Here is a 16,417-nt window from a genome sequence, read left to right as displayed (position 1 = left end):
GATGCATGGTGTGCATCAATGGGGAGTCGTCATGGTGCACCCTGAGTTGACACGGACCGGCGGCCTGCGAATACTCCACATCGCCAGCCCGCGCCCCGATCATGTCCATGCTCATGGGTGGCAGGGTTAGAGACGTCATTCACCGCTGTCACACATCCAAGCAAGGACGACCATGAAAAGACTCCGCACGCTCCTCTGTGCCGCCGTGGTGGCGGGACTCGCCGGTTGCGCATCGACCCTCTCCGGCACGGGCGCCGACGCGCCCAAGCCCACCGCGCCGGGGCAGATCACCGCCGGCAAGACCGAAGTGCTCTGGCTCGGCCAGGCCGCCATGCGCATCACCACGCCGGGCGGCAAGGTCATCATGATCGACCCCTGGCTGACCGGAAATCCCAAGACGCCGGCCAACTTCAAGCAGCTGGGCGCGCTCGGCAAGATCGACCTGATCCTGGTCACCCACGCCCACGGCGACCACCTCGGCGACGCCGCGGCGCTGTCGCAGCTCAACAACGCGCCGATCTGGAACGGCGGCGGCATGGGCCAGACCCTGGTCGCGCTGGGCATGGTGCCGGCGGCGATGTCGCAGCGCTTCAACAAGAGCGGCACGGTGGCACCGTTCGGGCCGCAGGGGCCGAAAATCACCGCCGTCCACGCCGAGCACTCGTCCGAACTGGTCTGGAAGAACCCGGCCACGAACAAGGATGAAGTGCACTACGGCGGTGAACCGGTCGGGTACATCATCGAGATGGAGAACGGCTTCAAGGTCTGGCACATGGGCGATACCGGCCTGTACGGCGACATGCGCATGATCGGCGAGATGATCAAGCCGGACCTCGTGCTGATTCCGATTGGCGGGCACTTCACGATGGGGCCGAAAGAGGCCGCCGTGGCCGTGCGCGACATGATCAAGCCCAGGTACGCCATCCCGATGCACTACCTGACCACGCCGCAGCTGGCCGGCACGCCGGCTCAGTTCACGGCCGCGCTGGGGGCCACCGGCACGCAGGTGATCGTGCCGGAGCCGGGCCAGAAGGTGGACTTCTGATGAACCGGACGCGACGCCTGATCGGCACCGCCGGCGCCGCAGCCATCGCGCTGGCGCTGTCCGGCTGTGCCACGCCGGGCGGACCGGCAGCCGCCGGCAACCCGGACGCACGCGCCGCCGCCACGGAACTCGGCGGCACTGGCAAGCTACGCGCCGCCATCAACCTCGGCAACCCGATCCTGGCGGGCCGGGCGGCCAACGGCGAGCTTCAGGGCGTGTCCGTCGACCTGGCCCGCGAGGCCGCGCGCCGGCTGAACCTGCCGCTGGAACTGGTGGCGTTCCAGTCGGCAGGCAGCGTGGTGGAGGCGGTGAAGGGGCGGCAGGTCGATCTGGCCTTCGTCGCCATCGACCCGGTGCGCGCGGCGGACATGGAATACACCGCGCCCTACGTGATCATCGAAGGCGCCTACCTCGTGCGCAACGACGCCGCGCTGCAGCGCAACGAGGACGTGGACCGCCCCGGCACGCGCATCGTGGTGGGTCGGGGCAGCGCCTACGACCTGTTCCTCACGCGCGAGATCAAGGCGGCCACGCTGGTGCGCGCGCCGACCTCCCCCGCCGTKACGGACATGTTCCTGGCCGAGCGGCTCGACGTGGCGGCCGGCGTAAAGCAGCAGCTGGAAGCCGACGCACGGCGCGTGGGCGGCGTGCGGCTGCTGCCGGGCCGCTTCATGGTCATCGAGCAGGCCATGGGCGTGCCCAAGGGCCGCACCGCCGCGCGGGCGTGGCTGAGCAGCTATATCGAGGAGATGAAGGCCAGCGGCTTCGTGGCGGCGGCGCTGCAACGGCACCGCATCGAAGGGGCGGGCGTGGCGCCGCCCCGGCAGCCCTGACGCTATCGCCAGTTGCTATCGGCCTTAATCGATTCCCCACATAATTCCCCGACTTCCGCCACCGCCCTTTTCCCTCTCCATGAGCCAGCCCGACCAGCCCGATCACCCCGAACACCCGCTCCAGGCCGCCTTCCTGCGGCACGAACAATCGCTGGCGCCGGCCGGGCGCATGGTCGGCGAGGACGACAGCGCCGTGTACCGCACGCTGCTGGAGTCCACCAAGGCCATTCCGTGGAAGATCGACTGGGCGACCATGGCATTCGCCTATATCGGCCCGCAGATCGAGGCGCTGCTCGGCTGGGCGCCGTCGTCCTGGAAGACCGTCAACGACTGGGCCGACCGCATGCACCCGGACGACCGCGAGGCCGTGGTGAACTTCTGCGTGGCGCAGTCGCAGGCGGGCACCGACCACGAGGCCGACTACCGGGCGCTCACGCGCGACGGCGGCTATGTCTGGCTGCGGGATGTGGTCCACGTGGTGCGCAAGCCCAGCGGCGAGGTGGAGTCGCTGATCGGCTTCATGTTCGACATCAGCGAACGCAAGCGCACCGAGGAACAGCTCGCCCAGTTGCAGAAGGAGCTGGAGCGGCTCTCGTTCACGGACGGGCTGACCGGCGTGGGCAACCGCCGCATGTTCGACACCGTGGTCGAACGCGAATGGGCCGCCCTGCAGGACGCCGGCAAGCCGCTGTCGCTGATCCTGATGGATGTGGATTTCTTCAAGGCCTACAACGACTACTACGGCCACCTGCAGGGCGATGACTGCCTGCGCAAGGTGGCGGCGCTGCTGGCCGATGCGGTGGGCGCCGAGCACTTCGTGGGCCGCTTTGGCGGCGAGGAGTTCGTGGCCGTGCTGCCGGGCACCGACGCGGACACAGCCGTGACGATTGCCGAGCGCTGCCGCACGATGATCGCCGACGCGGCCATCCCCCACCTGCGCTCCCCCTACGAACAGCGCGTAACGGCCAGCTTCGGCGTGGGCACCACGCTGCCGGTGCCGGGCGCGGAGCCCACTGCCTTCATCAACCTCGTGGACGCGCAGTTGTATCACGCGAAGGACAATGGCCGGAACCGCATCGCCGCCGTGGATCGGGCCGGCATGCAGGGCGAAGGCTTCCGGACGCACTCGCGCTGAACCTACCCCCAACGGGTGTTGGCGCACGGCCATCGGCACGCGCCGCACCTGTTGGCTGGCACCCGCCAGCCAGGCGCCCGATAGCGCGGTTTTGCGCCAGCCACGGCACATTCGGGCGAGATTTTCGATTGGCACGGCCCCTGCGTAGGAAGGGAGGAACGCGCGATTGCGTTCCTTGCCCTTCCTACCCTGTCCCAATCGGAGTTCGACCCATGTACTACCGCTTTCTTCCCTTCCTCATCGGCGTCGCCATCGCCACCGCCCTTGCCGCCCAGCTTGCCCAGGCCGCCAGCCCGCGTGCCAGCCTGTTCGCCGGCGACAAATACGGCTACAACTTCCGCGTCGATTCGCGCGATGTCTACAGCGACGGCGCCCGTGGCCGCTTCGACGTCTACACCGACGGCGCCCGCGACGTGACACCGCCCTCGCGCGACCAGGACAGCTCGCGTTTCCTGTCGGGCATGGACCGGCGTGGGGTGTCCGCCGAGCCGTCACGCCAGTTCGACGTCTACACGGATGGCGCGCTGGCTTGACTGCCCCCCGCCTGCGCCAGCGGCTTGCGTAACTTGCGTGATAGTGTGCCGTCCATGACCCATTTCCTGGCGGAACTGGATGGACGCACTGATTACCGCCGCCGCGCGGGCGCTGGCGGCGGGTGACCCGCTCGGCGCGCTGAACCGCGTGGCCCTGCGCGAGGACGCGCCGGCGCTGGCGTTGCGCGGCATCGCCATGGCCCAGCTTGGCGATCTCGCGCGTGCCCGGCTGCTGGTGCGCCGCGCCGCCCGCGCCTTCGGCCAGAAGGAGGCCGTGGCCCGGGCGCGCTGCGTGGTGGCCGAAGCCGAGATCGCGCTGGTTTCCCGCGATCTCGGCTGGCCAGCCAAATCGCTCGGCGCCGCGCAGGCCACGCTGGCGGCGCACGGCGACCTCGCCAATGCCGCCCACGCCCGGCAACTCGAAATCCGCCATCTGCTGCTGATTGGCCGGCTCGATGCCGCCGAGGCCGCGCTCGCCACGCTCGACCCCACCCCCTTCCCACCCGCCTCGCGCGCCGCGCACGAACTGATCGTGGCCGGCATCGCCCTGCGCCGRCTGCGCACCCAGACCGCGCGCGAGGCCCTCGCCCGGGCCAGTCAGGCGGCGCGCCAGGCCGCCATTCCCGGGCTCTCGGCCGAGGTCGAGCAGGCCGTCCGGCTGCTCGACGCCCCCGCCGCGCGGCAGATCACGCCGGACGGCGACTGGCCGCTGCGGCTCGACGAGGTGGAGGCGCTGCTAGCCTCCAAGGCGCTGGTGATCGATGGCTGCCGTCATGTCGTGCAGGCCGACGGCACGGCCATCTCGCTGGCGCGGCGGCCGGTGCTGCTGACGCTGGCGCGGGCGCTCGGCGAAGCCTGGCCGGCCGATGTGCCCCGGGACGCCCTGATCGCCCGGGCCTTCCGTACCCGCCATATCGACGGCTCCCACCGCGCGCGGCTGCGCGTGGAAATCGGCCGGCTGCGCGCGATGCTGGGCGCGCTGGCGCGGGTGGAGGCCACCCCGGACGGCTTCGCGCTGGTGCCACTGGAGTCACCGCCCGCCCGGCAGGTGGTGGTGCTGGCGCGGCCGGTCGAGGAAAAGCACGGTGCCGTGCTGGCCTTGCTGGGMGATGGCGAGTCGTGGTCCAGTTCCGCCCTCGCCCTGGCGCTGGGCGCCAGCCAGCGCACCGCCCAGCGCGCGCTGGACGCGCTGGCCGCCGACGGCAAGGTTGAGGCGTTCGGCCGGGGCCGCGCCCGGCGCTGGCTGAGCACCCCCGTGCCCGGATTCACGACGACCTTGTTACTCCCCACCCCGCTGCCGAATCACTAGGATGAAGGCATGTTTCAACCAACGAGGGAATCCACCCATGAAACGACAGCCCGCTGAAATCCTCCGTGAATACGGCCCCTTCCCCGGCGTCGAGGCCGTCCACGGCGTCACCTACGACGGCAAGCGCGTCTGGTTCGCCTCGGGCGACGCGCTCCACGTGCTCGACCCGGCCACGGGCCAGACGCTGCGCACCCTCGACGTGACCGCCAATGCCGGCACCGCCTTCGACGGCAAGCACCTGTACCAGATCGCCGAGCGCCAGATCCAGAAAATCGACCCGCAGACMGGGGAGGTGGTCGCCACCATCCCCGCCCCGGGCGACGGCAACGACTCGGGCATGGCCTGGGCCGAAGGCACGCTGTGGGTGGGCCAGTGGCAGGCGCGCAAGATCCACCAGATCGACCCGGAGACCGGCAAGGTCCTGCGCACCATCGAGTCCAACCGCTTTGTCACGGGCGTGACATGGGTGGACGGCGAGCTGTGGCATGGCACCTGGGAGAGCGAGGAAAGCGAGCTGCGGCGCGTCGATCCGGCCTCGGGCGAGGTGCTGGAGCGGCTGGATATGCCGGCCGGCGTGGGCGTGTCCGGGCTGGAGTCCGATGGCGCCGACCAGTTCTTCTGCGGCGGCGGCACGAGCGGCAAGCTGCGCGCCGTGCGCCGGCCACGGAAGGGCTGACAAACGGGGCTGAAAGCCCGCGGYGCACAAAGCGCCATTTTCGTTGCGATGTCAATCCCCCCACCGGCGCCCACCCCCGGGCGCCGCGCGCCTGTTGTAGCGGCGCCGACGCCGCGCATTCCTTGCCCCGCGCGGCGTTCAGCCTGATGCCGGCTCGTATTAGAATCGCCGGTGTCGATCCGTTCGGCATGCAACAGAACCAGTGGTCATGTTCCGGGTGCGGGAAGGCCCCGGACTGGTTCCGATCTGCCTGCCAGAACACGCGTTACCCATCGAGACCCACTCAACAGTTATCAGGCCAGCGTCCAAGGGGATTCCGGGCTGAGGAAGACATGACCTCGTTTGCATATGATGTTGCCCTGGCGCCGGAGCCCGCGGAAAGCGGGACTGCCGGCGACCGCCCTGCCGGGCGCGAGGCCTGGGCGCTGCTGGAAGCTTCCGGCGCGCTGGCCATGCGGGTCGATGTCCAGGGTCGCATCCTCCAGGCCACCGAAGCCACGGCTGACCTGCTCGTATACCCCCACGAATACCTGCTGCGCACGTCGGTGCTCGACGTCATCGCCCCGGAATCGCGCGATAGCGTGGCCGCCCTGCTCCAGGCCTGCGCGCGCGACCGCGCCGCCCGCCGCGAGCGCGTGCGCTTTGCCGGCGGCATCGGCGGCGGCTGGCTGGACCTGCGCATCGCGCACCAGCCCGGCGAGGGCAACACCCCGGCGAGCCTGCTGCTGTTCGGCCATGACGTCACGGACTGGGTCGAGAACGAGCGCCAGCTCAACGCCCGCGCCTTCCTGGACCCGCTGACCGGCGTCGGCAACCGGGCCTTCATCCGTCGGCGCATCGAGCAGTACATGGCCGGCGCCGCCAGCGCGCGCGTGCCGTTCGCCGTGGCGCTGATGGACCTGGACGGCTTCAAGAACATCAACGATTCGCTCGGCCACGAGTTCGGCGACGCGCTGCTCAAGGAAGTCGGCGCCCGCCTGCAGGACACCGTGCGCTCCCAGCAGAGCGTGGCGCGCCTGGGTGGCGATGAATTCGTGCTGATGCTCGATGGCCTGGAGTCCGAGGCCGAGGCCATCCGCATTCTCGAGCGCGTGATCCACGTCTGCCGCCAGCCCTTCCTGCTGGGCGGCTGCCATGTGCGGATCACCACCAGCATCGGGCTGGCCTTCTCGTCGGCCGCGTCCGGCAACGTCCAGCCGGAGTCGGAGTCGCACTGGCTGCGCCGCGCCGACCTGGCCATGTACGAGGCCAAGGCGCTGGGCAAGAACCGCTATTGCGTCTACTCGCCCGAGCTGGACCGCCGGCTGGACGAGCAGTTCCGCATCGAGCAGAGCATGTTCGAGGCGGTGCAGAACGGCGAATTCCTGCTCCACTACCAGCCCATCGTTTGGCCCGCCACGGGCGAGGTCTGCGCCGTGGAGGCGCTGATGCGCTGGGACCACGCGGGCGAGTTCATCCGCCCCGACGTCTTCATTCCCGTGGCCGAGAAGAACGGCCTGATCAAGCATCTGGGCGCCTGGGCGCTGCGCTGCGCCTGCGCCCAGTTGGCCGCGTGGGATGCCCAGGGGCTCCAGGTCGGCCATATGTCGGTCAACGTCTCCGCCGTGCAGTTCCTGCACCCGGGGTTCTTCGAAAGCGTGCGCAACGCCATCCAGGACGCCGGCATCAGCGCCGACCGCCTGGTGCTGGAGATCACCGAAAGCGCGCTGATGACCGACCCCAAGGCCGCCGAGGACCTGCTGATGTCCCTGCGCGCGCTGGGCCTGCGCTTTGCCGTGGATGACTTCGGCACCGGCTATTCCAGCCTCTCCTACCTGCGCCGCTTCCCGCTGTCCGCGCTCAAGGTGGACCGCAGCTTCGTCGCGGACATGGTCGATTCCCCGCATGCGCGCACCATCGTCTCGGCGGTGCTGTCGCTGGCGCGCGAGCTGGGTCTGGTCGCCATCGCCGAGGGCGTGGAAACCGACGCGCAGGGCGAGCTGCTGGCCGCCCAGGGCTGCAACCTCGTGCAAGGCTGGCGCTACGCGCGCGCGCTGAGCCCGCTCGACTTCGAGCAGGCCCTCGCGGACGGCCGCCTGATGCTGGGCCGCGACGAAGTGTTCTCGCGGCAGGTGGCTGGATGACCATGCTGCCCAAGGAACAATTCTTCGAGTCGCTGTGGACCCGCATGGCGCAGCAGGGGGACTTCCCGACCCTGCAGTACTGTGTCGACAACATCTTCCAGACGCTCAACGGCGATCTCACCGTGGGCGAGATGGCCACCAGCGTGCTGTCCGACTTCAGCCTGTCGCAGAAGGTGATCCGGCTGGCCAACTCGGCGATGTACCGCTCGTTCGGCGGCGAGGTCACCACGGTGTCCCGCGCCATCCTGGTGCTCGGCGTGGAGGCCATCAGCCACCTGACGCTGGGCATCCAGCTGCTCGACTACTTCCACGGCGTGGCGTCGCAGCGCCCGCAAGCCACCAAGGGGCTCCAGCGCGCGCTGGTGGCGGGCGAGATCACCCGGGCGCTGTCGCATGCGCGCGGCATCAACGAGGGCGAGGAAGCGGTCGTCTGCACGTTGATGCACCACATGAGCCGGCTGCTGGTGGTGTTCTACTTCCCGGACGAGTGGGAGCGCGTGGAGGCGATGTGCGCCACGCACCCGATGACCGAGAACGAGGCCTGCCAGGAGGTGCTGGGCGTCTCGATGGAGGAGATCGCCGAGGCCGCCGCGCGCAAGTGGCGCCTGCCGGGGATCATCGCCCATGCCATGAAGCCGCGCCTGATGTCGCCGGACACGGTGCTGGAAACCCATGCCGACTGGCTGGCCGCCATCGCCCATGTCTCGGCCCAGGCCGCCGCTGCCATGGTGCGCGACGGCACGCAAGAGTCGGTGCAGGACCTGCTCACCGCCCACGCCAAGATGCTGGGCCTGACCACCGGCGACGTGGCGATTGCCGTGCGCCAGGCCGATTCGCTCAATACCTCGATCACCCGCGCCGAGGCCCCGGCCGAGGCGGCGGCGCCCGCCGGCGCCAGCAGCGATCCGGAAGACATGCTGCGGCGGCTGCGCCAGGGGCTGGACGAGGTGCGGCGCGAGGGCGCCGGGCTGTCGGTGTCCCAGCTGGCGCCGATGGTGCTGGAAACCACGATGCGCGCGATGAACTTCTCGCGCTGCTTCCTGATGATGCTGAACCCGGCCACCAAGCGCTTCCACGCGCGGCTGGGCTTTGGCGAGGGMATGCGTGACAAGCTGACGGCCCTGTCCTTCGAGGAAGGCTTCGTGCCCGACGTGTTCCACTTCGCCGGGCTGGCCGACAAGCCGCTGCTGATCGAGGATGCGTTCGACCCGAGCATCGCCCACCGGATTCCGCGCTGGTACCGCGACGCCATGCCGGACGCGAAGTCGATCCTGCTGGCGCCGGTGCGCATGCGCAACCGCTGCATCGCGCTGATCTATGGCGACTGGGGCGCCACGCGCTGCGCCTGGGAACTCGGCGAGCCCGAACTCAATGCCGTGGACGAGTTGATGCGCGAGATCGCCGCCGGCGTGCTGCGCGCCGCGCCGCAGCGCGCGGAGCCCTAACCAGCCTGAATCAGTGCCGCGTGGCCTTGCGCTGGGCCTTGTCGGCGTACATCGCCGCATCGGCCTGCGCCAGCAGCTCATGCACCGTGGCGTGGCGGGACGGATCGAACTCGGTCAGCCCCACGCTGAAACGCAGGCGGTAGCCACGCGCGTTCTGCGCATTCCACGCATCCACGTTTCGATGCAGGCGCGCCAGCGCCTCGCCACAGCCGGCGGCATCGGTATTGGTCAGCAGCGCGGCGAATTCGTCGCCGCCGAGCCGCCCCACCACATCCGAATCCCGGAACGCCATCCGCAGCGCCGCGCCGAACGCGGTCAGCGCGCGGTCGCCCTCGGCATGGCCGAACTGGTCGTTGATCGGCTTGAAGCCGTCCATGTCGAAGAACACCAGCGTGGCCGGCCGGTCCAGCCGGCGGCACAACTCGATGGCATGCTGGCTCAGCACCGTGAAGCCGCGCCGGTTGGAGAGCGCGGTCAGCTCGTCCATGCTGGCCAGGTGCACGGCGGCCAGCTCCTGCTCGGCCATGCGGGCCAGGTCGTGCAGCAGCGCGCGGTCGTCGTCGTCGAAGGTGCGCGGCTGGCGGTCGATCAGGCAGAGCGTGCCGAGCTTGGTGCCGTTGTGCGCCACCAACGGGCAGCCGGCGTAGAAGCGGATATGCGGCTCGCCGGTGACCAGCGGGTTGTCGTGGAAGCGCGGGTCCAGGCGGGCGTCGGGAATCAGCAGGATGCCGTCGCCGGCAATCGCGTGGCCGCAGAACGAGGTGTTGCGCGGCGCCTCGGTCTGGTCCAGGCCCTCGCAGGCCTTGAACCACTGACGGTTGGCATCGACCAGGCTGACGACCGCGATCGGCACGTCAAACAGCCGTTTGGCGAGCCGGGTCAGGCGGTCGAACCGTTCCTCGGCCGGGGTGTCGAGGATGTTGAGCGATCTCAGCGTGGCGAGACGCAGGGTTTCATCGGGCGGAATCGGGGGCGGCTGCATGGGCGGTTCCTGAGCGCGCGCCGGGCGGGTCCCGGCGGCTAGGGATCGTGCCTGTGTTAACGGCCAAATCGTACGCCGCCTGCAGGCTTGCCGCCCACGTGCACACCGATTGTTTCAATTTTTTGCGAGGTCGAGAGCACCTTCTATTCGCCCCGGCTGGCCCGGACCATCAACACGCGCACACTGTCCGCCCGCGTCTCGGCACCAGCCACCGCCTCCGGCAGCACCATGCCGGCGAGCCGCGTCAGCACGTTGCCGGGCGGCATCTCCACCGCCAGCCGCACACCGCAGGCGCGCGCCAGCAGCATGGTCTCGTGCCAGCGCACCGGCAGCGCCATGTTCGCGGCGAGATCCGCCGCGATGCGCGCCGGGTCGCGTAGCTCGCGCGCGGCGCTGGCGCTGAACAGCCGCAGCGTGGGCCGGCGCAGCGTGACCGGCGCGAACGCCTGTGCGAGGCTCGCGGCGGCATCGTCCAGCAGCGGGCAGTGGGACGGCACGGCGATGGCCACCCGCTTGGCGCCATGCGCACCGGCCTCCTGCGCCAGCGCCGCCACGCGGGCCATCGCCACGTCCGCCCCGGCGATGACCAACTGCGTGGGCGCGTTGAAATTGGCGACGTAGACCGGCAGGCCGGTCGCCCGGACGCGCGCCACGATGGCCTCCAGCGCCGGGGCTTCGAGCCCGAGGATGGCGGTCATGCCGAAGCCCTGCGGGTAGGCGTCCGCCATCAGCCGGCCCCGCAGCGCCACCAGCCGCACCGCGTCGTCATAGGCCAGCGCGCCGGCCACCACGGCCGCCGCGTAGGCGCCGATCGACAGCCCGGCCACGGCCTCGGGCCGGGCGCCGTCCGCCATCAGCGCGCGCGCCGTGGCCACGCCCGCCGCCAGCAGGCAGAGCTGGACCGATACGGTGGATTCCAGGCTGTCGGCGGTGTCGAGCGCCATCACGTCATGGCCCAGCGCGTCGCTGGTCTGGGCGAGCGTCTCGTGCACGGCGCGATGGTCGGGCAGGCTGTGGAGCATGCCGGGGCGCTGTGCGCCTTGTCCGGGGAAGGTCAGCAGCGTGCTCATGCCGCCTGCCACGGGTCCGTGCAGCGCACCGGGCCGGTGGCGGTCTTCAGCAGCACGCGGCCGCCGGTGCGCAGGCGCTCCAGCAGGGCAAAGCCGCCGTGAGGCGTGGCGATCTGGATATCGAGCCGCGTCTCCTTGCAATCGTCGATCAGCGCCGCCAGCCATTGTTCGTCGGCCTGACCCAGCGGCGCGGCGGCGTCAATCAGCAGGTCCACATCGCTGCCGGGATGGAGCACATCGAGCCCGGACGCGAGCGTGAACCCGGCCGCGCCGGTCACGCCCCAGTGCAGGCCGCGCGCATCGAGCAGCGGGGCGATCTGCGCCAGCGTGCGCAGCGCCGGGAGCGCCAGTCGGCGCGGGTGATCCTGCCAGCGCGCCGCCCCGGCGATGGCGAACGGCGACATCACCCGATCGCACTGGGACGCATCGATCCACGTGGCGTGGCGCTCCTCGCGCCGCCGGCCGCGCAGCCCCACCGGGATGCAGCTATCGCGCAGCAGATCGCGCCGCACCACTACGGGCGCCACCGCCAGCCACGTGGCATCGACCCACGCCGGCAGCGGCTGGCTGGCCGCGAACGCCGGGGCGTCGCGCAGCCAGATCAGGTCGTGCGGCTGGAGTGGGCGGGGGAGCGGAGCGTCCGGCACGGTGTCATCCCTGCCACTGCCGGGCGAGCACTTCGCGCACGCGCGCCGATGCCTGCCGATTCTCGCCGCCCAGCCGGCTGCGCAGGTCGCGCTCGGGGTCGGMGTCGATATCGGCCAGCGCAGCTTCCAGCGTCGTGCGCACCGTGGCGACGTCACCGGCTTCGGGCGCCTCGGCCCGGGCGACCGGCACGCGCCGCCACAGCAGGCCCAGCGTGGCGTAGTTGTCGATGTCGTAGGCCATCGGCGGTACGGTGGCCGCGAAGGCTTCGAGGTCCTCCACGCTGCGCATGGTGATGCGCGCCGCCGCTTCCTTGCCCATCGCATGCACCTGCACGCCGGGGTCCGCCAGCGCGACGATGCGGTTGGCCTGATAGCCGTGCGCGAGGAAGGCGCCCGACATGGCCTTGCCCACCAGCAGCGCGATCACCGGATGCCCCTGCAGGCGCGCGGTGGCGTAGGCATCCGCCGCGCTGGCCAGCGACTGGTGGATGCCGAACGCTTCCTCGCGCCGGCCGTAGGCCTGGCTCGGGGTATCCACCACGGCGACGATGGCGCGCTTGACCGGCGCGTCGCGGTCCGCCTGCACGGCGTCATGGACGGCGCGCGCGAGCGTCCAGCCCTCGCGCAGCCCCACCTCGCCATGGCGGGCGCGCGGGAACGGGCTGGCGGCATCGGGCACCACCGCGATCCAGCGCACGGGCCGGCCCGCCAGTTCGCCATCGGCCACCTGGATCGAGGCCGGATAGTCGGTCAGGCGCGATGCGCCCTGGCTCAAGGCGGCGAGCCAAATGGCGCCCCGGGAGTTCGATTCAGTCGATTCGGTCGTCATGACGGTCCTCCAAACACGGCGCGCACGGTGGCCGCATCGGCCTGCCGCGCGGGGTCATAGTCGGCCAGCCGCTGCAGATAGGACGCATACGCGGCACTGCGCGGCGGGGTGGGTGGCTGATTGGGCGGCTCGGCGACGAGGGCCGCCACGGTGGCGCGGATCGCCGCGCTGTCATCGTCGACATAGCGGTCCGCCAGCCCGGTAGCGATGCGCTGCTCGCCGCCGGTCAGGCTCCAGATCAGCGGCCGGTCGCGCGAGTCGTACTCGGCAATGCCGGCCTCCTGCTCGATCACGGCCGGCCCGTTCAGGCCCAGCCGCGCCTCACGCGTGACCACCAGCGTGCTGCACAGTCCGGCCGCAATCGACATCCCGCCGAAACACCCCACCTGCCCCGCAATCACGCCGATCACCGGCTGGTAGCGGCGCAGATCGACGATGCCCGCGTGGATCTCGGCGATGGCGGCGAGGCCGAGGTTGGCCTCCTGCAGCCGCACGCCGCCGGTCTCGAACAGGATCACCGCGCGCGTCGGGGTGCCCTGTCGGTTGTCCTGCGCGGCCAGTTCCAGCGCGCCGGCAATCTTGGMGCCGCCCACTTCGCCCAGGCTGCCGCCCTGAAAGGCGCCTTCGATGGCCAGCACGACGGTGGGATGCCCGTCGATGGTGCCCTTGGCGACGATCACGCCGTCATCGGCCTGCGGCACCACGCCCTGACGCGCGAGCCAGGTCGAAGTCAGGCCGTCGAACGGCCCCGCCAGTTCGCGGAAGGTGCCGGGGTCCAGCAGCGCATGGGCGCGCGCGCGGGCGCCCAGTTCGACAAAACTCTCGCGCGACAGCAGTGCGGGCTGGCTCATGGCTGCCCCTTGCTGTCATCCAATGCCTCGAACGCCTCGGCCAGCCGCATGCCGACCACGCCCGGCGTGGCGCCGAAGTCGTGGATGCGGATGCGCATGGCGGCGCGCGGCTCGGCGCTGAAGACGCGCGTGAGTTGGGCGTCCCAGACGCGGCCGTAGCCGTCCACCGAGGTGGTCACCTGGATCGAGGTCTTGCCGGCGTCGCCGGGTTCGATCATCACTTCAAGGTCGCCGGAACCGACCACGCCCACCAGCACGCGCTGGCTGGCCGGTGCGCCGGCGGGATATTCGAACTGGAGTTGTTCCATCATCGGTCTCCGTGGGGGAGCGCCGGCCCGGTGGGCAGGCGATCCAGAAATAACGTGGCGGCGAGCAGGTCGGCGGCGCCGCCGGGGGAGGCGTTGCGCGCCAGCATGCCGGCTTCGAGCCGATGCAGCAGCCGCCGGCCCGGCAGCGTGCCGATGCCGCCCGCTGCAAGCACGGCGGCGGCGCCGGCCTGCATCGTGGCCAGCCCTTCGCGGCCGGCGCGGGCCAGCACGCAGGTATCGTCGAGCCCGGCCATGATCGCCAGCAGCGCATTAACGCGCGCGGTGGGCTCCGCATCGCCGCGCGCGCGGCTGGCGCGCAGCGTCGGCAAACCCCGTTGCACGACATGCGGGAAGCCGGCCTCGGCCTGCCCGCGCGCGCCACCTACCTGATACGCCTGCCGCGCCAGTTCGCCCTTGTTGCCGGTGTGCGCGGGGCGATGCCGGTCTGGCAGCCGGGCGATGGCCCCGGCCGCGTCGGCCACGGCGTGGGCATCCGCACCCTCCGGCAGCAGCCCGGCGGCGCCGGCCAGCAGGCCCAGGCACCAGATCGCGCCGCGATGGGTGTTGACGCCGCCGGTGGCGCGCAGCATCGTCGCCTCCGCCGCGCGGCCCAGCGCGCCGAGTTGTTCGCGCAGGGGTCCATCGACGCCGGAGGATTCCCGCCCCGCCTCCGCCATCGCGGCGAAGCCGCCGCGCAGGCTGCGCGCGGACGCCACCATCAGCGCCAGCGTCAGGTCGCGGTGGGCGCCGCTGCCGCGCGCATCCACCAGCCCGGGCTTGGGCGACAACATCGCCTCGTCGATCAACACCGCTTCGGCCAGTGCGCCGATGGCGCCGGCGCGGTCTTCGGTGAGCGCTACCGCATGGATTGGGACGGCCATCACCAGCTCCGGAAACGTGCCGGCGGCTCGTACAGCCCGCCCGACCACTCGACCAGATCGGCCATGCTCTTGGCCGCCAGCAGCGAGCGCGTGGCATCGGCGCGATGCACGCCGAGGTCTTCCGGCAGTGCGATCAACCCGTCGCTGCGCATCTGGCGCGTGGTGGCCGGATCGTGGCGCATGCCAATCGGCGTGACGCCGGCCACCGCCGCGATCATCCGGCGGCGCTGCTCGATCGACGTCGCCTTATATAAATAGGCGATGCCTTCCTCGGTCAGCACGTGCGTGACGTCATCGCCATAAATCATCACCGGCGCCAGCGGCATGCCGGCATCCTTGGCCACCTGCACAGCGTCCATGGACTCCACGAAGGTCGGCTTGCCGCCCGCCTGGAAGGTCTCGACCATCTGCACCACCAGCTTGCGGCCCCGCGCGAGCGGGTCGTCAGTCTCGATCAGGTCGAGCCAGGCCGGGGTGGCGTGGCGACGTCCGCCCGGCTGGTGGCCCATGTTCGGCGCGCCACCGAAGCCCGAAAGCCGGCCGCGCGTGACCGTCGACGAATGCCCGTCGCCATCGATCTGGAGCGTGGAGCCGATAAACAGGTCCACCGCATACTGGCCGGCGAGCTGGCAGAAGGCCCGGTTGGAGCGCATCGCGCCGTCCGCGCCGGTGAAGAAGACGTCCGGCCGGGCCGACACGTAGTTCTCCATGCCCAGTTCGCTGCCGAAGCTGTGCACGCTCTCGACCCAGCCCGATTCGATCGCCGGGATCAGCGTGGGGTGCGGATTCAGCGTCCAGTGCTTGCAGATCTTGCCCTTGAGCCCGAGCGATTCGCCGTAGGTCGGCAGGATCAGTTCGATGGCGGCCGTGTTGAAGCCGATGCCGTGGTTCAGCGACTGCACCTTGTGCCGCTCGTAGATGCCACGGATGGCCATCATCGCCATCAGCACGTGCACCGGCTTGATCAGGCGCGGGTCGCGCGTGAACAGCGGCTCGCAGAAGAACGGCTTGTCGGCCTGCACCACGTAGTCGATCCACGAGCCGGGGATGTCCACGCGCGGCAGGTCGGCCGGGTCGTCCACGATCTCGTTGACCTGGGCGATCACCAGACCGTCGCGGAACGCGGCGGCTTCCACCAGCGCGGGCGTGTCCTCGGTGCTGGCGCCGGTGTAGAGGTTGCCGGCGCGGTCGGCCTTGTAGCCGGCAATCAGCACGATCTGTGGTGTCAGATCCACATACAGCCGGGCGTACAGCTCGATATAGGTGTGGATGGCGCCGACTTCGAGCAGCCCATCCTCAAGGAACTGCGAGATCCGCACGCTCTGCGTGCCGGCATAGGCGAAGTCGAGCTTGCGCGCGATGCCGCGCTCGAACAGGTCCAGATGTTCGACGCGGCTGACGCTCGGAATGATCATGTGCAGGTCGTGCACGGTGGCCGGGTCTACCTCGGCCAGCGCACGGGACAGGAAGTCCGCCTGCTTCTGGTTGTTGCCCTCGAGCACCACGCGGTCGCCCGGGGCGGTCACGGCTTCGAGGAAGGGGACGATGTTGTCGGTGGCAACCACCTTGCCATCGGCCAGCCGGGCGCCAAGGCCCTGGCGGCGGCGCTTCTCAACGCGGCGGGTGTCCCATTGGCGGGGAGTGGGGGAATCTGGCATCGCGGCTCCGGACATGCGGCATGACTGTCGATGTGGGCCACGATACGCCGGGGGCCATGGTCAAACAATGACACCCGGCGGCGGATCGTTAC

The 16,417-nt window shown here is 70.5% G+C and carries 16 protein-coding genes; 8 read left to right on the top strand and 8 right to left on the bottom strand.

The annotated features are described in order from the left end of the window. Nucleotides 1-172: 172 nt before the first annotated feature. The 8 genes from AC1EJR_RS01535 (at nucleotide 173) to AC1EJR_RS01500 (ending at nucleotide 9,099) form a co-directional block, all read left to right on the top strand. A complete protein-coding gene (locus AC1EJR_RS01535) occupies nucleotides 173-1,045 on the top strand; it encodes a metal-dependent hydrolase (RefSeq protein WP_092293704.1) in 873 nt (290 codons plus the stop codon). After that, complete coding sequence (locus tag AC1EJR_RS01530; RefSeq protein ID WP_092293706.1) at nucleotides 1,045-1,878, top strand: ABC transporter substrate-binding protein; 834 nt, start codon at nucleotides 1,045-1,047, stop codon at nucleotides 1,876-1,878. The genes AC1EJR_RS01535 and AC1EJR_RS01530 overlap by 1 nt, the downstream gene beginning before the upstream one ends. Nucleotides 1,879-1,957: 79 nt before the next feature. Beyond that, nucleotides 1,958-3,013, top strand: a complete 1,056-nt coding sequence (locus AC1EJR_RS01525; protein WP_092293707.1) for a GGDEF domain-containing protein — start codon at nucleotides 1,958-1,960, stop codon at nucleotides 3,011-3,013. A 212-nt stretch (nucleotides 3,014-3,225) separates the two neighbouring features. Further along, entirely contained in the window at nucleotides 3,226-3,546 is a 321-nt protein-coding gene (locus AC1EJR_RS01520) for a hypothetical protein (RefSeq protein ID WP_477113579.1), read from the top strand. Nucleotides 3,547-3,625: 79 nt separating this feature from the next. Then, nucleotides 3,626-4,855 carry a helix-turn-helix domain-containing protein gene (locus tag AC1EJR_RS01515; RefSeq protein WP_477113578.1) on the top strand — a complete coding sequence of 410 codons (1,230 nt, stop codon included), beginning with the start codon at nucleotides 3,626-3,628 and terminating at the stop codon, nucleotides 4,853-4,855. 37 nt (nucleotides 4,856-4,892) lie between these two features. Continuing rightward, nucleotides 4,893-5,531 (top strand): Vgb family protein, encoded by a 639-nt coding sequence (locus AC1EJR_RS01510; RefSeq protein ID WP_092293713.1) that lies wholly within the window; start codon nucleotides 4,893-4,895, stop codon nucleotides 5,529-5,531. Nucleotides 5,532-5,863: 332 nt separating this feature from the next. Beyond that, entirely contained in the window at nucleotides 5,864-7,654 is a 1,791-nt protein-coding gene (locus tag AC1EJR_RS01505; protein ID WP_092293715.1) for a putative bifunctional diguanylate cyclase/phosphodiesterase, read from the top strand. Next, the gene (locus AC1EJR_RS01500) at nucleotides 7,651-9,099 is read left to right on the top strand and encodes an HDOD domain-containing protein (RefSeq protein WP_255370779.1); all 1,449 of its coding nucleotides are present in this window, start codon (nucleotides 7,651-7,653) and stop codon (nucleotides 9,097-9,099) included. The genes AC1EJR_RS01505 and AC1EJR_RS01500 overlap by 4 nt, the downstream gene beginning before the upstream one ends. A gap of 10 nt (nucleotides 9,100-9,109) precedes the next feature. Here AC1EJR_RS01500 and AC1EJR_RS01495 read toward each other — a convergent pair whose 3' ends face one another. The 8 genes from AC1EJR_RS01495 to mdcA all read right to left on the bottom strand — a co-directional run bounded on the left by AC1EJR_RS01495 (nucleotide 9,110) and on the right by mdcA (nucleotide 16,325). Next, nucleotides 9,110-10,081 carry a GGDEF domain-containing protein gene (locus AC1EJR_RS01495; RefSeq protein WP_477113577.1) on the bottom strand — a complete coding sequence of 324 codons (972 nt, stop codon included), beginning with the start codon at nucleotides 10,079-10,081 and terminating at the stop codon, nucleotides 9,110-9,112. 143 nt (nucleotides 10,082-10,224) lie between these two features. Beyond that, nucleotides 10,225-11,151, bottom strand: coding sequence for a malonate decarboxylase subunit epsilon (gene mdcH / locus AC1EJR_RS01490; protein ID WP_477113576.1), 927 nt, complete (start codon nucleotides 11,149-11,151; stop codon nucleotides 10,225-10,227). After that, entirely contained in the window at nucleotides 11,148-11,798 is a 651-nt protein-coding gene (locus AC1EJR_RS01485) for a malonate decarboxylase holo-ACP synthase (RefSeq protein ID WP_477113575.1), read from the bottom strand. Before AC1EJR_RS01485 ends, mdcH begins: the two co-directional genes overlap by 4 nt. Before the next feature lie 4 nt (nucleotides 11,799-11,802). Next, the gene (mdcE, locus tag AC1EJR_RS01480; protein WP_477146837.1) at nucleotides 11,803-12,627 is read right to left on the bottom strand and encodes a biotin-independent malonate decarboxylase subunit gamma; all 825 of its coding nucleotides are present in this window, start codon (nucleotides 12,625-12,627) and stop codon (nucleotides 11,803-11,805) included. Continuing rightward, nucleotides 12,624-13,478 carry a biotin-independent malonate decarboxylase subunit beta gene (locus AC1EJR_RS01475; RefSeq protein WP_477146836.1) on the bottom strand — a complete coding sequence of 285 codons (855 nt, stop codon included), beginning with the start codon at nucleotides 13,476-13,478 and terminating at the stop codon, nucleotides 12,624-12,626. The genes mdcE and AC1EJR_RS01475 overlap by 4 nt, the downstream gene beginning before the upstream one ends. Then, nucleotides 13,475-13,786 (bottom strand): malonate decarboxylase subunit delta, encoded by a 312-nt coding sequence (locus tag AC1EJR_RS01470; RefSeq protein ID WP_092293727.1) that lies wholly within the window; start codon nucleotides 13,784-13,786, stop codon nucleotides 13,475-13,477. Before AC1EJR_RS01470 ends, AC1EJR_RS01475 begins: the two co-directional genes overlap by 4 nt. After that, entirely contained in the window at nucleotides 13,786-14,667 is an 882-nt protein-coding gene (locus AC1EJR_RS01465) for a triphosphoribosyl-dephospho-CoA synthase (protein ID WP_477113573.1), read from the bottom strand. Before AC1EJR_RS01465 ends, AC1EJR_RS01470 begins: the two co-directional genes overlap by 1 nt. Further along, nucleotides 14,667-16,325 (bottom strand): malonate decarboxylase subunit alpha, encoded by a 1,659-nt coding sequence (gene mdcA / locus AC1EJR_RS01460; protein ID WP_092293731.1) that lies wholly within the window; start codon nucleotides 16,323-16,325, stop codon nucleotides 14,667-14,669. The genes AC1EJR_RS01465 and mdcA overlap by 1 nt, the downstream gene beginning before the upstream one ends. Nucleotides 16,326-16,417: the final 92 nt, after the last annotated feature.

The organism is Cupriavidus sp. 05T42 (assembly GCF_056396345.1).
This window is presented reverse-complemented; position numbering and strand designations above follow the sequence as displayed.

Coding starts and splice junctions, on each gene's coding strand:
- AC1EJR_RS01495 (WP_477113577.1), bottom strand. CDS start 10,081: ATGCAGCCGCCCCCGATTCCGCCCGATGAAACCCTGCGTCTCGCCACG.
- AC1EJR_RS01470 (WP_092293727.1), bottom strand. CDS start 13,786: ATGGAACAACTCCAGTTCGAATATCCCGCCGGCGCACCGGCCAGCCAG.
- AC1EJR_RS01520 (WP_477113579.1), top strand. CDS start 3,226: ATGTACTACCGCTTTCTTCCCTTCCTCATCGGCGTCGCCATCGCCACC.
- mdcH (WP_477113576.1), bottom strand. CDS start 11,151: ATGAGCACGCTGCTGACCTTCCCCGGACAAGGCGCACAGCGCCCCGGC.
- mdcA (WP_092293731.1), bottom strand. CDS start 16,325: ATGCCAGATTCCCCCACTCCCCGCCAATGGGACACCCGCCGCGTTGAG.
- AC1EJR_RS01535 (WP_092293704.1), top strand. CDS start 173: ATGAAAAGACTCCGCACGCTCCTCTGTGCCGCCGTGGTGGCGGGACTC.
- AC1EJR_RS01525 (WP_092293707.1), top strand. CDS start 1,958: ATGAGCCAGCCCGACCAGCCCGATCACCCCGAACACCCGCTCCAGGCC.
- AC1EJR_RS01465 (WP_477113573.1), bottom strand. CDS start 14,667: ATGGCCGTCCCAATCCATGCGGTAGCGCTCACCGAAGACCGCGCCGGC.
- AC1EJR_RS01505 (WP_092293715.1), top strand. CDS start 5,864: ATGACCTCGTTTGCATATGATGTTGCCCTGGCGCCGGAGCCCGCGGAA.